Origin of the sequence: Micromonospora sp. NPDC049048 (genome assembly GCF_043197615.1) — a bacterium.
Taxonomy (GTDB): domain Bacteria; phylum Actinomycetota; class Actinomycetes; order Mycobacteriales; family Micromonosporaceae; genus Micromonospora.
The window spans coordinates 342682-355044 of the sequence record NZ_JBICTM010000006.1 but is presented as its reverse complement, the minus strand read 5'-3'; the positions used below and the strand labels follow the sequence as shown (position 1 = coordinate 355044).

At 70.5% G+C, this 12363-nt stretch carries 17 protein-coding genes; 9 read left to right on the top strand and 8 right to left on the bottom strand.

The window, feature by feature from the left end:
* Window positions 1–157: 157 nt before the first annotated feature.
* The 3 genes from ACGFIG_RS21220 to ACGFIG_RS21210 all read left to right on the top strand — a co-directional run bounded on the left by ACGFIG_RS21220 (window position 158) and on the right by ACGFIG_RS21210 (window position 1911).
* Window positions 158–415, top strand: coding sequence for a hypothetical protein (locus ACGFIG_RS21220; protein WP_393005320.1), 258 nt, complete (start codon window positions 158–160; stop codon window positions 413–415).
* Between the two features lie 135 nt (window positions 416–550).
* The gene (fdhD, locus tag ACGFIG_RS21215) at window positions 551–1450 is read left to right on the top strand and encodes a formate dehydrogenase accessory sulfurtransferase FdhD (RefSeq protein WP_393005318.1); all 900 of its coding nucleotides are present in this window, start codon (window positions 551–553) and stop codon (window positions 1448–1450) included.
* 53 nt (window positions 1451–1503) lie between these two features.
* Window positions 1504–1911: a hypothetical protein gene (locus tag ACGFIG_RS21210; protein ID WP_393005316.1), complete on the top strand. Its 408-nt coding sequence runs from the start codon at window positions 1504–1506 to the stop codon at window positions 1909–1911.
* A gap of 89 nt (window positions 1912–2000) precedes the next feature.
* On the opposite strand, the gene ACGFIG_RS21205 is transcribed toward ACGFIG_RS21210, so the two are convergent.
* The 3 genes from ACGFIG_RS21205 to ACGFIG_RS21195 all read right to left on the bottom strand — a co-directional run bounded on the left by ACGFIG_RS21205 (window position 2001) and on the right by ACGFIG_RS21195 (window position 3363).
* Window positions 2001–2711, bottom strand: a complete 711-nt coding sequence (locus ACGFIG_RS21205; RefSeq protein WP_393005314.1) for a GAP family protein — start codon at window positions 2709–2711, stop codon at window positions 2001–2003.
* A 125-nt stretch (window positions 2712–2836) separates the two neighbouring features.
* Window positions 2837–3082 carry a flavin reductase gene (locus ACGFIG_RS21200; protein WP_393005312.1) on the bottom strand — a complete coding sequence of 82 codons (246 nt, stop codon included), beginning with the start codon at window positions 3080–3082 and terminating at the stop codon, window positions 2837–2839.
* Window positions 3079–3363: a hypothetical protein gene (locus ACGFIG_RS21195; protein WP_393005310.1), complete on the bottom strand. Its 285-nt coding sequence runs from the start codon at window positions 3361–3363 to the stop codon at window positions 3079–3081. The genes ACGFIG_RS21200 and ACGFIG_RS21195 overlap by 4 nt, the downstream gene beginning before the upstream one ends.
* 394 nt (window positions 3364–3757) lie before the next feature.
* On the opposite strand from ACGFIG_RS21195, the gene ACGFIG_RS21190 reads away from it, so the two are divergent.
* Window positions 3758–4504 carry a Scr1 family TA system antitoxin-like transcriptional regulator gene (locus tag ACGFIG_RS21190; protein ID WP_393005308.1) on the top strand — a complete coding sequence of 249 codons (747 nt, stop codon included), beginning with the start codon at window positions 3758–3760 and terminating at the stop codon, window positions 4502–4504.
* A complete protein-coding gene (locus tag ACGFIG_RS21185) occupies window positions 4492–4686 on the top strand; it encodes a DUF397 domain-containing protein (protein WP_393005306.1) in 195 nt (64 codons plus the stop codon). Before ACGFIG_RS21190 ends, ACGFIG_RS21185 begins: the two co-directional genes overlap by 13 nt.
* Before the next feature lie 69 nt (window positions 4687–4755).
* Here ACGFIG_RS21185 and ACGFIG_RS21180 read toward each other — a convergent pair whose 3' ends face one another.
* The 5 genes from ACGFIG_RS21180 to ACGFIG_RS21160 all read right to left on the bottom strand — a co-directional run bounded on the left by ACGFIG_RS21180 (window position 4756) and on the right by ACGFIG_RS21160 (window position 8465).
* Entirely contained in the window at window positions 4756–5475 is a 720-nt protein-coding gene (locus ACGFIG_RS21180) for a class I SAM-dependent methyltransferase (RefSeq protein ID WP_393005304.1), read from the bottom strand.
* Window positions 5476–5658: 183 nt separating this feature from the next.
* Window positions 5659–6603 (bottom strand): acyltransferase domain-containing protein, encoded by a 945-nt coding sequence (locus tag ACGFIG_RS21175; RefSeq protein ID WP_393005302.1) that lies wholly within the window; start codon window positions 6601–6603, stop codon window positions 5659–5661.
* Between the two features lie 95 nt (window positions 6604–6698).
* On the bottom strand, window positions 6699–7352 hold the full coding sequence (locus tag ACGFIG_RS21170) for a class I SAM-dependent methyltransferase (RefSeq protein WP_393005595.1): 654 nt from the start codon (window positions 7350–7352) through the stop codon (window positions 6699–6701).
* Between the two features lie 170 nt (window positions 7353–7522).
* On the bottom strand, window positions 7523–8137 hold the full coding sequence (locus tag ACGFIG_RS21165; protein WP_393005300.1) for an HD domain-containing protein: 615 nt from the start codon (window positions 8135–8137) through the stop codon (window positions 7523–7525).
* A gap of 67 nt (window positions 8138–8204) precedes the next feature.
* A complete protein-coding gene (locus ACGFIG_RS21160; RefSeq protein ID WP_393005298.1) occupies window positions 8205–8465 on the bottom strand; it encodes a DUF1883 domain-containing protein in 261 nt (86 codons plus the stop codon).
* A gap of 163 nt (window positions 8466–8628) precedes the next feature.
* Here ACGFIG_RS21160 and ACGFIG_RS21155 point away from each other — a divergent pair, with 163 nt between their 5' ends.
* The 4 genes from ACGFIG_RS21155 (at window position 8629) to ACGFIG_RS21140 (ending at window position 12359) form a co-directional block, all read left to right on the top strand.
* On the top strand, window positions 8629–9741 hold the full coding sequence (locus ACGFIG_RS21155; RefSeq protein ID WP_393005296.1) for a hypothetical protein: 1113 nt from the start codon (window positions 8629–8631) through the stop codon (window positions 9739–9741).
* Between the two features lie 130 nt (window positions 9742–9871).
* On the top strand, window positions 9872–10753 hold the full coding sequence (locus tag ACGFIG_RS21150) for an alpha/beta hydrolase family protein (RefSeq protein ID WP_393005294.1): 882 nt from the start codon (window positions 9872–9874) through the stop codon (window positions 10751–10753).
* 88 nt (window positions 10754–10841) lie between these two features.
* Entirely contained in the window at window positions 10842–11030 is a 189-nt protein-coding gene (locus ACGFIG_RS21145; RefSeq protein WP_393005293.1) for a hypothetical protein, read from the top strand.
* Between the two features lie 156 nt (window positions 11031–11186).
* Window positions 11187–12359, top strand: coding sequence for a serine hydrolase domain-containing protein (locus ACGFIG_RS21140; RefSeq protein ID WP_393005291.1), 1173 nt, complete (start codon window positions 11187–11189; stop codon window positions 12357–12359).
* Window positions 12360–12363 lie beyond the last annotated feature (4 nt).

The following is a 12363-nucleotide window of genomic DNA, read 5'->3' as shown; positions in this document are numbered from 1 at the left end:
GGACGGCACTGTGGACGGCCCCCGATAGGGTCTGGTCCGGTAACCCGGCTCTACCGAGCGACGAGGCTCGACGAGCGGCGGTGGACAGGGACGACGAGAACCTCCACCGGTGACACCCTCTGCCTTCGACGGGTCGAGGCGAAGAAAGGGAACAACGATGGCGAAGACTCTGCGTCGCCCGCGCGTCCGCAGCCTCATCGCGGTAGCCGCCGTGGCCGGCGGTGGCGTGCTCGGCCTTGCCGCGCCCGCCCACGCGGACTACACCAGCCCGCTCTACTCGACGCTGAAGGCGTGCAACGCCGCACGGCCGTCGTACGTCAGCTCGTGGACCTCTCCAGGGCCGTGCTACAAGATGTACAACTGGGACGGCACGAAGCACATCGGCTACTCGTTCCTCGTGAGGACCAGGGCCTGACGACGTTTCGCAGGACCGGCCGTGAGGGCGTCGTCGTGTCGCCCTCACGGCTGTGCTCGATGGGCCGGGCCAGAGCTCACCCGGCTGTCGGCCGTCCCCGCGCGGTGCCCCGGCCCGGGGGTGGAGGATGGCGGGATGGGACGGGCTACTGACCGGCGCGGCGTGCTCCGCATCGACCTCGACGCGGCCACCGGCCGCACCTCGGTGCGCCGGCAGGACAGCCTGGCCGTCGAGGAGCCGCTGGAGATCCGGGTCGGTGCGGCCGGTCCCGGCCGGCGACGGCCGCTCGCGGTGACCATGCGTACGCCCGGCGACGACCTCGACCTGGCGATCGGCTTCCTGCTTACCGAGGGGCTGATCCGCTCCGCCGACGACGTACGTACCGCCCAGCTCTGCGCCGGCGCGGAGACGCCCAACACGTACAACGTGGTGGACGTGGTGCTGGCCCCCGGCGTGCCCGAACCCGCCGTCGACCCGGCCCGGAACTTCTACACCACCAGCTCCTGCGGCGTGTGCGGCAAGGCGAGCATCGACGCCGTGCGTACCCGATCGGTCTTCGCGGTGGACGACGACCCGCTGACCGTGCCGGCGGCGGTCCTGACCGCGCTGCCGGACCGGATGCGCGCGGCGCAGCGCGGCTTCGACCGCACGGGCGGCCTGCACGCAGCGGGCCTCTTCACCGCCGACGGCGACCTGGTGGTGCTGCGCGAGGACGTCGGCCGGCACAACGCCGTCGACAAGGTGGTCGGCTGGGCGGTACGCGAGCGGCGGTTGCCGCTGGCCGGGCACGTCCTGCTGGTTTCCGGGCGGGCGAGCTTCGAGCTGACCCAGAAGGCCTGGATGGCGGGGTTGCCACTGCTCGCGGCGGTCTCCGCGCCGAGCACCCTGGCGGTTGAGCTGGCCGAGGAGGCCGGGCTGACGTTGGTCGGCTTCCTACGCGGCAACGCTATGAACGTCTACGCCCGCCCCGACCGGATCGACGTCACCGTCCCGTCGCGTGATGCTGTGCCATCGGCTGATCACACAGGGTGTTGATCGGACTTATGGTTGACGCCGGTAAGCGACCGTCGTCACAGGGGAGAACCATCGTGCGCCGCATCAGGACCGCCACCGTACTGCTCGGCCTGCCACTGTTCGTGTTGCTGGGGGCAACGCCGGCGAGCGCGGCGAGCACCACCGACGTCACGTCCGCGACCCTGGTCGCCCGGGGCGTCGCCGTGGACGTCACCGTCTCCGTGACGTGCCCGGCCGGCATGTCCGGCTCCTTCGAGCTGAACGTCAGGCAGCGCTCGGGCAACAGGATCGCGTACGGGTCCGGTTGGGCCCCACTCTCGTGCACGGGCCAGCCGCAGGCGGTGCCGGCCCGGGTGCTCGCGCAGCACGACGGCGCCATCTTCCGTACCGGCGAGGCGCTGTTCACCGGCGGCACCGAACTGTGCAACGAGGACACCTGCGAGTACGGGCAGATCGACGACACGGCCCGGGTCACTCGCTGAGCCTGGCGGGCCACTCCTCACGGACCCGGTCGGGCAGGCGCGCGACGCACCGTCGCGCTGCGCCTCACCGGCCGGGTCCGCCGAGCAGGTCACAACCTGATCCACGTGTCGAACAGCCCCAACCGGACCGCGGCGTCCCGCGCCAGCAGGAAGCCTGCGATGCCGAGGATCCAGCCGAGCATGCTGCCGGAGGTCCGCATGATCCAGGCGTTGAGCCGGGCCAGCACCGGCTCGACCAGTCTCGGCAGGGCCACCCGGGCCGCCAGCAGCAGCACCGCCGGCAGGACCATGACCAGGCAGTAGCCGGCCAGCAGCCCCACCATCTGCCCCGCACCGAGCTCCGAGGTGGTCAGCAGACCGACCGCGCCGAGGTACGGCAGCATCGTCGCCACCTCCGCGAGCGCGGCGAGCAGCGCCAGCCCCACCAGCCACCGCGCCGAGGAGTCGCCGGCGGTGGCCCGGTCCCGCCAGCGCAGCACCCCGCCGCTGCGCGGACGCCGCTTGCTGTCGTAGCGGAAGCTGAGCGCGAACAGCCCGACCCCGAGGACGAGCTGCGCCCAGAGCACCGGTCGGTTGTCCATCGCCCCGCCGAGGACGTCGGCCAGCCGGCTACCGCCGAGGGCGAGCAGCAGCCCGACGCCGAAGTAGAAGACGGCGATCGTGCCGAGGTAGACGAGGATCCGTCGGGCGTTGACCGGCCCGGGCGCGAGCAGCAGCCAGACGGGGATGAAGAGCGTGCCGATGCTCGTGCTGTCGACCAGGGCCAGGCCGGCGAGCGACAGCAGCAGTCCTACGCTCATGCGGGTCTTTCACCGGGTGAGGGCACGCGACCATTCTGCAACGGCGCCTCGACTCGCCCCACGCAGTAACCTCCGCCAGACCCTCCTGAGGGAAGCGCCGAGCCGTACCGATGCCGACGGTGGCGTCAGCGTGGACGGGCCCAGGCGGTGAAGCGGACGGTCAGGTCGGCCGGCGTCGCGGCGTGGTCCAGCGTGGCGAGCTGTTCGCCCGCCTCGGCCTGGAGCGCCGCCAGGTGGATCAGCAGGGCGGACCGGTCCGTCCGGTACTCGGCGAGCAGCCGCAGCTTCGCCGGCGAACACGGCCAGGCGATGCCGCAGGCCGCGCAGCGCCAGGTGGGGCGGGTGGGCAGGTGGGCGCGGCGACGGCTCATGCCGAGACCTCCTGGCGGGGAGCCGACCGGCGGGCACGCGCCGCAAGGACCGGAGCTGCGGTACGCCAGCGCACCCCCTCGCACCACACGTAGAGCGAGCGCCGGTCCACGGCGTCGCCGCGTGCGTCCAGCTGGTAGACGTCGACCCAGCACCAACCGTGGTACGTGTGCCAGTCGGTCAGGACGCGGATCACGCGCACGAAGATCGGGCGGACGAACTGCGGGCTCGCGGACCGGGTCAGGTACAGGATGTCGCCCGACCTGATCTGCCGCTGGTTCACCGGACCGGCTTCACGTTGCGGCCGGCGACCCAGCGGGACACGGGAGCGAGGTTGATCCGGCCCGGCGCCCGATATGGCGGGACGAAGGGGCCGATCGGCCCCGGCACGACCGGGCGGGCCGGCGGTGTCGTCGGAGCGGGCTCCGGCTTCGGCTTCGGGTCCGGCGATGGCTGGCGCTCCGGCAAGGTCTTCCCCCTCGTCCGTCGGGTATGGATGAGGGGGCCACCACGGATGCTCGCCCTGCGGCGACCCCCTCGCGACGCGACCGGCGGGCCTCGGGATGCCTCCACCGGCTCGCGTCGTCTACAAAGAACCATGCCGAGGGTTGCCAGCCGATCGCACTACGTAGCAGTCTGTACCGGAGACATTCGGGACGTTCGGGCTAGGAGCAGGGATGAACCGGGCGGTGCAGGTAGCAATGGCGAAGGCTGGTGAGACTGCGGAGAGCCTCGCAGCTCAGGTCGGCGTCGATCCGAAGACGGCGGCACGGTGGGTGAGCCAGGGACGAATCCCGCAGACCCGTCATCGTGCGCGGGTGGCCGAGATTCTGAACAAGGACATAGAGGAACTCTGGCCGGACGCACTGAAGCGCCGCGAACCAGCCTGGTTCCAGCCATGGACGGACATCGAGCGCGAGGCAGCCGGGCTGCGCTGCTATGAATCCACCGTCATTCCCGGACTCCTTCAGACCGAAGACTACGCCCGTGCGGTGCTCGCGAGCGGCCCTCTCATTGCCGACGCAGACGGCTACGTCGAGACACGGCTACGACGTCAGGCAGCGGTATTCGAGCGACCCCGCCCGCCTCTGGCGGTCTTCGTGATCGATGAGGCCACATTGCGGCGAGGTGCGAGAGCAGTCATGCTGCCTCAACTCGACCACCTCGCCGAGATGGCTCAGCGGCCTAACGTCATGGTGCATGTCCTGCCGCTGGATGCGGGCCTCCACCCCGGGCAGGCCGGGCCGTTCGTGATTGCCACGACGAAGGACGGCGAGGATGTCGGCTACCTCGATGATCAGGCGACCGGCCGCATCACTAATGACGTTGCTCCACTCTGGGCCGTCTGGGATACCGTGAGATCACTCGCGCTTCCGCGAAACCAATCCATCGACTTCCTAGAGGCAAGATCATGGCTGACCTGACCGGCGCGCAGTGGCGCAAGACCACCCGCAGCAGCTCGAACGGCGGCAACTGTGTCGAGGTCGCCGACAATCTTCCCGGCGTTGTCGGCGTACGAGACTCGAAGGACCCGGCCGGCCCGATGCTCACCTTCGCGCCGGCGGCGTGGCGCGCGTTCGTCGCCAAGCTGACCGAGCCGGCCTGATCGTCCGGGGCGCATACCAGGCTGGCGGGCCGTGGAGACATAGGGCTGTAGTCGGAGAGATGCGGCGTCTCAATCGGGCGTGCCGAATTGCAGCCAGACGCGGATCCGCTCGGTGACCTCGTCGCGTCCGCCGAGGGCGTCACGTACCTCGGCCGTGAACGCGGCGCGGCCCTGTGCGGAGGGCAGCCGGTCGGCCGACAGGGCGGAGAAGACGCCGCCGACCATGTCATCGACGGTGAGCGGCGCGTCGTACTGCACCGACGACTCCGTGTACCGGAAGCCGGCGCGCACGAGGGCCTCCTGGTTGAGTAGGCGGCCCGCCTCGTCGGTTTGGCAGTTGGCTGTCACGGGGTGCCCGAGCAGCCGTTCCAGGCATTCGCGCAGTGCCCCGGACCATTCGGCGTCCTGCAACCACAGCGGTGCTCCGTTGGTGACCACGGCGACGCCACCGCCGGGACGCAGCAGCGGCCGGACGGCCCTGAACAGCGCGTCGCGGTCCATGAAGTGGATAGCGACAGCGGCGGTCAGCGCGCCGACCGTCCGCTCGCCGAGTAGCCGACCCAGCGCGGACAGGTCGCTGTCAGCACCGAGCAGCCAGGTGGTGTTGCCCGCTGCGGCGTCGAGGGCGGCCTGGCGGGCCAGGGCCAGCATGTCCGGCTCCGGGTCCACGCCGACCACGGCCCCGACCCGGGCGGCGAGCGGGAGGCTCAACTGGCCGGTGCCGCAGCCGAGGTCGACCACCGTGTCGTCGGCACCGAGGCCGAACGCTTCGACAAGGGCGTCGAGCACCTCGGGCGGTAACCCCGCCGGTGCCTCGCGTAGTACGTCGCCACCTCGCCGCTGAAGCTCGCTTTCATTTCGACAGCCTGCCCGCAGCACGGATCGGGAAGCGCGCCATTCTGCTCAGAGCATGGTCGACGTGCTGCTGCTCACGCAAACCCACCGCGAGTCCATGGGCTGGCCGACACGGCACTAGATCGGGAAGCGGCCTCGGTGGACCTGCCAGTGGCGGCCGGCTCTCAGGTGGTCGACGATCGCGCGCTGGAGCACGGTGCGGCGCGGCAACTGGTCGAGCGGCGTGGTCAGGGTACGGAACACGAACCGCAGCACCTCGACGTCGCCGTCCAACCCGTCCGGCTCCTCGTAGGGCTCCAGCTCGAACCTGCGCTGGAACCGGACGATGTTGGAGTCCTCGGGCAGGTACTCCAGTAGCTGCGGGTCGAGCAGCCACGAGCTGCAGGAGAACGCCGTGTAGCGTTCGTCGGGAAAGTGGCGGGGGAAGAACGCGCGGGCCTCGTCGAGCGACGCCTCGACCGCCTCCGGGGTCATCGGCCCGGACTCGGGGATGTGCAGGGCGATCGCGGTGCCGCCGCGCTGGTGCTGCAACCGGCCCAGCTCGTAGAGGCCGCCGCGTGCGTGCAGCGTCAGCCAGCTCTGCATGACCGGCCAGCCCTCGCGGTGCATCCGCCGGTCGATCGCGAGGTTGCGGCCCAGGTCGGCGAGGGTCGCCCACGAGACGGCGTCGGGGATGCCGTGCTCGCGGTGGTACGCCCGGACAACGTCGAACAGGGCCAGGTACGCGTACACGTAGAGGTGCCGCCAGGCGGGGCCCCGCTCGCGTGGCAGCTCCGGGCCGGGCGGCAGCCAGCCGTGGCCCCCGAGGTCGGCGCGGATCAGGGCGATCGAGCGGTCGAGCAGCCAGCGCAGCTCGGGCGTCCACAGTGTCGAGTCCGGGTCGGGCCAGCCCGCCATGATCTCGGCGGCGTCGTCCGGCCGTACCGCGAGCCGAGCGAGGATCGCGGGCGCGTCGGCCTTGGCGGGCAGCGGAGCCGACGGCCGGTCACCGGCGAGCCGGTGTACGCGGTCGATGTCCTCGACGGGTACCCCGAGCCGGGCGGCCGTGTCGTCCAGGTCCACGCGGGCGACCCTACCGGCCGGCGGGGTCTGCCACTGGCCCGTACCGCTCGGATCAGACCGGACTGACGATCCACGACGATGAATCGCGGGAGGGCCTACGGGTGCCGGCGCGCGAACAGGATCCCGCCGAGCTTGCTCTCCGGCGAGGTCACGATCGTCTCCGCCACCACGGTGAACCCGGCGGCCCGCAGCCAGACCGCCAGCTTTTCGGGCCGGCGGCGGTGGACGTGGACCTTCATGGGATGACCCCCGTAGCCCTCGGTCTTCAGTCGGGATTCGTCGCCGACATGGAAACCGAGCAGCAGGAGACCCCCTGGGCGCAGTACCCGCCGGAAGTGCGCGAAGACCGGGCCGACCTCCTCGTCGGGGACGTGGATGAGCGAGTACCAGGCCACCACGCCGGCGACCGAAGCGTCAGCGAGCGCGAGATCGGTCATCGAGCCCACCTCGAACCGCAGATGGGGATGGTCCCGGCGGGCTATCTGGACCATCGCGGGGGAGAGATCGATCCCGAAGGCGTCGAGGCCGTGCTCGTGGAGATGGGCGGTGACGCGTCCGGGCCCGCAGCCGATGTCGGCAACGGGGCCTCCGCCTGCGGCCAGCACCAGTTCGGCGAACGACGCCAGGGCCGCTCGTTCGTGCGGCGCGTCGGCCAGGAGGTCGCGAACCAGTTCCGCATAGCTGGCGGCGACGGTGTCGTAGGAGTCCCTGGTGTCCGCCAACCAGCCCGCATCGTTCACGCCCGACACGTTAGAGCTGTCGGGCTCGGTTCGTCGGCAGGCCGCGCCCGGCACCTCACTCTTACCGCCGGCACCGCCCGACCATCGTGAGCTGGCTGCCGCGCGGCGGAATCGCTATCACCACCGCGGGTCGGATTCGTCGCCGGCCTCACCAGCCTTAGCAGCCGTTTGGGGGTCACTCAGATCAGCGGTTGCTGAAAACGGCGGGAGATGGGTAGGAGGTCCGGTTCACCGAACTTCTCCACCAGCGCCGCAAACCGGGCCACCTTGTCCGCACCGAACCGCCGAACGGTCGCGGCGTAGGACGCCGTGGTCACGAGCGTGGGCGGCGTCGTCCTACTGTGAAACTTGTCCGCGTACATCACGAGTTGCTCCTCCACAGTGTCGGCCGTGTAGTCGTTCACAGGTAATGGCAGACGCTGCCGCAGCACGTCCTCCTGAGTCAGGCCTACGCCAGTGTGATGGGAACAGAATCTGCTGATCAGCTCAGGGAAACCGAGATCGCGTAGTAACGCATGGCCGAGGATTCCATGACGGATGTAGTTCTCGTGATCGAGCTGCCCCGTCGCGTCGTACAGACGGTAGACGCCTATGTCATGCAAGAGGCTTCCCGCACGTACCAGAGCGACGCTCAGGGCCGAGCGGTTCCTGTCGAGCAGTTGCTCCGCCACGGCGCAGACGATCTGGCAATGGGTGTAGACGAGCAGGAAAGCTTCCTCAGTCGGCGCGTACCGCTCGTGCAGCGCACGGATCTGCTCGTCGGTCGGGATGACCACCTTCTGCTCGACTGTCAAGCGCCTACCTCTGCTTCGCAGAACCACTACCAGTAACCCCAGCTCCGGCCGCTGGCAGCGCCGCCTGTCAAAACACCTGCCCGACCGTGACTTTGATGCGCTGGGGATAGCTGTCAACGACGATGTACCAGTGGTCGTCGTACGGCACTTCCAGGACCACGGGGCTCAGGTCATAGAAGCCGCCGAAGAACTCGTACTCGTCGCCGTCGAGGTACGCCTGGTACTCGTCGCCGTCCATCAGGCAGACCCGGGCGGTCGAGCCACGCAGCTCCACCTCGAACATGGCGCCGCCCGCGTACGTACCGAGGTTCCAGTAGAGGTGTTCCACACGCAATGTGTACTGGATGACCACGCCTCGCAGGAAGACTGCCGGGCGAGCATCCGAGCGGACTCCGGGGAAAGATGAGAAGCAACAAGCGGGCCGGTCGGTGGGCTGCAACCGAAGCATTAGGGCGTTCCCCAGATTGCGGCAATTCGGGCATCGAACAGGGTTGGCGACCGAACGGCGGGCTGCTCCGGTCATGTTCGATCGCCCACGTCATGCTGATCGGGTGATCACCAACGGTGAACCCCACCCGCCACAGGCCCAGCTGGACTGGCGCAGCCGGCTGTCCGGAGTGCTCCTCGGCGCAGCCGGCGGCATGGGTATCAACGTCCTGAGCAACGACGTCGGCTACCGGGGCGTCGCCGCCGTCACCGCCGCCGGCGCGGTCCTGTCCGCCGTCGCCTCGCTGCGCCGGCTGCCCCCACAGGCGCCCCTGGTCCGCCACACCACCCGGACCCTGCTCGCCCTCGCCCTGACCGCCACCATCGTCGCCGCCATCAGCCCGGCGCCCTGGACCGCCTACGCCACCCTGACCGCCATCGCCCTGACCATCACCGCCCTCCTCACCACCAACACCACCGACATCGCCCTCAACCTGCTTCTCAGCGCAGCGGTCATCGGCCTCGGGGTGGCGGCCGTCGGCCTCGGCGTCGCGATCCTGATCGACGGCCGCATCCTGGTTGGCGCAGCGATCATCGGCTTCGGGGTGGCGACCATCGGCCTCGGCGTCGCGCCCATGGTGGGTGTAGCGCTCATCGGCCTCGGGGTGGCGAGCATCGGCGTCGGCGTCGCGATCCTGGTCAACAGCGACGTCCTGATCGGCGCAGCGACCATCAGCGCCGGGGTGGCGAGCATCGGCCTCGGCGTCGCGATCCTGGTCAACAGCCGCATCCTGCTCGGCACAGCGGGCACCAGCGCCGGGGTGGCGGCCATCGGCCTCGGCATCGCGATCCTGGTCGACGATGGCGTCCTGATCGGCGCAGCGACCCTCGGCCTCGGGGTGGCGATCATCGGCCTCGGCGTCGCGATCCTGGTCAACAGCCGCATCCTGCTCGGCGCAGCGGGCACCAGCGCCGGGGTGGCGGCCATCGGCCTCGGCGTCGCGATCCTGGTCGACAGCGGCATCCAGATCGGGGCTGCCCTTCCCGCCGCAGCGGCCGTCGGCACCGGGGTAGCGGTCATCGGCGGCGGCATCGTGACGCTGGTTCGGGGTACTGGTCTCACCACAAGGCTGCAAAAGTGGGGCACAGCCCTGACACAGGAACCGCCGAACAGGTAGAGGAGGCGTCCGGCATCTAGCTCGTAGCGTCAGCCCGTCGGGCAACAGGAAGGCCCCGTCGCGATGGACGAGGCCCGGCCAGGAACGATCGGGTGAGACGGAGGCGCCCCGTCGGTGGTTGACTGCCCGCATGGAGCTGAGCGTCGGCGAGCAGCAGCTTCCCGCGACCCTGCACCTGCCGGCCGGGCCGCCTCGGGGTGCCCTCGCCGTGTTGCACGGCTCCCACGCCGGCAGCCGGTCGTACTTCCTCTACGAGCACCTTGCCCGGCTGCTCCCACCGGCCGGAATCGCCGTGCTGCGCTTCGACCGGCGCCCCCGGATCGACGGACGCGACGTGCCGCTGAGCGCCCAGGCCGACGACGCGGCGGCGGCCCTGAACGTGCTCCGCCGGCAGGTCGGTGACGTCCCGGTCGGGCTGTGGGGGTTCAGCCAGGGGGCCTGGGCGGCGGCGCTGACCGCCAGCCGCCACCGGGTCGACTTCCTCGCGCTCGTCGGGTGCAGCGGGGTCAGCCCGGCGCGGCAGATGCGGTACGGCACCGCCGAGCAGCTGCGCCGCCACGGGTACGGCGACGCCGACCTCGCCGAGCTGGACCGGCTGCGTGGCGTCGCGGAGGCGTACCTGCGCGGCGGGCTGTCCCGGGCGGTGGCGCAGGCGGAGCTGGACGCCGCGTTCGAGCGCCCCTGGTTTCCGCTGGCGTTCCTGCCGCGCGAGGTGCCGGAGCCCGGCGCCTGGACCGACCTGGACTTCGACCCGGAGCCGGTCCTCGCGGCGCTGTCCTGCCCGGTGCTGCTCTGCTACGGCGAGACCGACGCCTGGATCCCGATCGAGGAGAGCCTGGCGGTGTGGCACCGGGCTGCCCGCGCCGCGGAGCTGACCGTCGCCCGGCTGACCGGCTGCGACCACGCGCCCACCCTTCCCGGGTTTGAGGGCCTGGCCGGCGTCAGCCCGCAGTACGAACAGGTCCTGCTCTCCTGGCTGGACCGACGTGTCTCCTGCCCGAAGCGCCCGTAAACCCTCGCGGTATTCGCCCGTAAACCCTCGCGGTAGTTTCGCCGACCGTACTTGATGGACGGTTTGCGGCCATGGTCGACTACGCGTCATGCGCAGGTTGCTGCCTTCAATCTTCGTCCTCATTCTCGGTGCCGCTGGTGTTGTCGCGGGCGTCACGAGTCCGCTCTGGGGGCACGTACGCAAGGCCGGCACCCAGCAGCACAGCTACGTCTCCGAATCGTTCCTGCGCAGCAACGGCTGGATCCTGCCGCGCCCGCCCGCTTCCTATCAGTGCTGACCGAGCCGCAGGAAAAGGACCCCGTAGAAAACGCCTCGTTGCCCGTTGGGTGCAATTCCTGCTACGAATACCGGGTTTTCCCGGGGCACCCGGTCCGGGTACGTCAGGGGGATCTCCCCGATGCCTCCGGCCGGCACGGACGACAGGCTCGACGTCATGAAGATCATGAATAGCCGAACTGCGCTCGTCGCGACGGCGCTCGCCACCGTGCTGACCGTCGTGACCCCCGGCGCGGTCACCGCCGCTCCTCCGGCCCGCCCCACCGCCGACTGCCACCCCGGCACCCTCGACCCCGGCCCGCTCCGGCAGGCGATCGCCGAATTGCCCAACTCCGACGCCACCAGCGCCCAGGTCCGGATCAGCACCCCGGACGGCTGCTGGACCGGCACCACCGGCGTCCGGGACCTGCGCAGCCAGGCTCCCGTGCCGCCGCACGCACGGTTCCGGATCGGCAGCGTCACCAAGGTCTTCACCGCCGCGCTGGTGCTGCAACTGGTCGCCGAGGGCCGCATCCACCTGGCCGATCCGGTGCAGCGGCACCTGCCCGGGCTGCTGCCCGCCGACTACCCGACCGTCACCGTCCGCCAGTTGCTCGACCACACCAACGGCATCCCCAGCCCGAGCATGCCGGACGGGATCGAGTGGCAGCTCGCCCACCGGTACGACCGGTGGACCCCGGAGCAGATTGTGCGGCTCGGCCTGCGCAACCCCCGGGAGTTCGAACCCGGGACGAGGCAGCACTACACCAACATGGGCTACATCGTCGCCGGCCTGCTGGTGGAGAAGGTCACCGGCCACCCGTACGCGCGGGAGCTGGATCGGCGGATCGCCCGCCCGCTCGGCCTGCGGGACACGTACGCCCCCGGCGACGACCCACGCATCCTCGGTCCGCACGCACACGGATACCAGGCCGTCGTGCGCGACGGAGCCACCGAGCTGGTGGACGCGACGACGTGGAGCCAGACCTTCACCCCGGCCTCCGGCAACGTCATCTCCAGCCTCGACGACCTGGACACGTTCGTCACCGCGCTCTTCGCCGGCCGGGTCGTGCCCCCGGCCCAGCTGGCCGAGATGTTCACCCTGCCCGCGGTCCCCGACGTCTCCGGCGGCCCGGCCCGGTACAGCGTCGGGCTCACCGCGTTCCCGCTGCCCGGGGGCGAACTCCTGTGGATCAAGACGGGCTCCCGGTTCGGGTACCTGACCGGCGTGGCGTCCACCCGCGACGGCCGGTTCCGGATGCAGTACTCGATCACCGGGACCGACGCCAAGGGTCAGGAACTCGGCCGTACCGCTCAGGCGGTCATCGGCGCCGCGCTCGGGATGCTCTGACAGG

Coding starts and splice junctions, on each gene's coding strand:
- fdhD (WP_393005318.1), top strand. CDS start 551: ATGGGACGGGCTACTGACCGGCGCGGCGTGCTCCGCATCGACCTCGAC.
- ACGFIG_RS21145 (WP_393005293.1), top strand. CDS start 10,842: ATGCGCAGGTTGCTGCCTTCAATCTTCGTCCTCATTCTCGGTGCCGCT.
- ACGFIG_RS21200 (WP_393005312.1), bottom strand. CDS start 3,082: ATGAGCCGTCGCCGCGCCCACCTGCCCACCCGCCCCACCTGGCGCTGC.
- ACGFIG_RS21190 (WP_393005308.1), top strand. CDS start 3,758: ATGAACCGGGCGGTGCAGGTAGCAATGGCGAAGGCTGGTGAGACTGCG.
- ACGFIG_RS21140 (WP_393005291.1), top strand. CDS start 11,187: ATGAAGATCATGAATAGCCGAACTGCGCTCGTCGCGACGGCGCTCGCC.
- ACGFIG_RS21185 (WP_393005306.1), top strand. CDS start 4,492: ATGGCTGACCTGACCGGCGCGCAGTGGCGCAAGACCACCCGCAGCAGC.
- ACGFIG_RS21150 (WP_393005294.1), top strand. CDS start 9,872: ATGGAGCTGAGCGTCGGCGAGCAGCAGCTTCCCGCGACCCTGCACCTG.
- ACGFIG_RS21205 (WP_393005314.1), bottom strand. CDS start 2,711: ATGAGCGTAGGACTGCTGCTGTCGCTCGCCGGCCTGGCCCTGGTCGAC.
- ACGFIG_RS21220 (WP_393005320.1), top strand. CDS start 158: ATGGCGAAGACTCTGCGTCGCCCGCGCGTCCGCAGCCTCATCGCGGTA.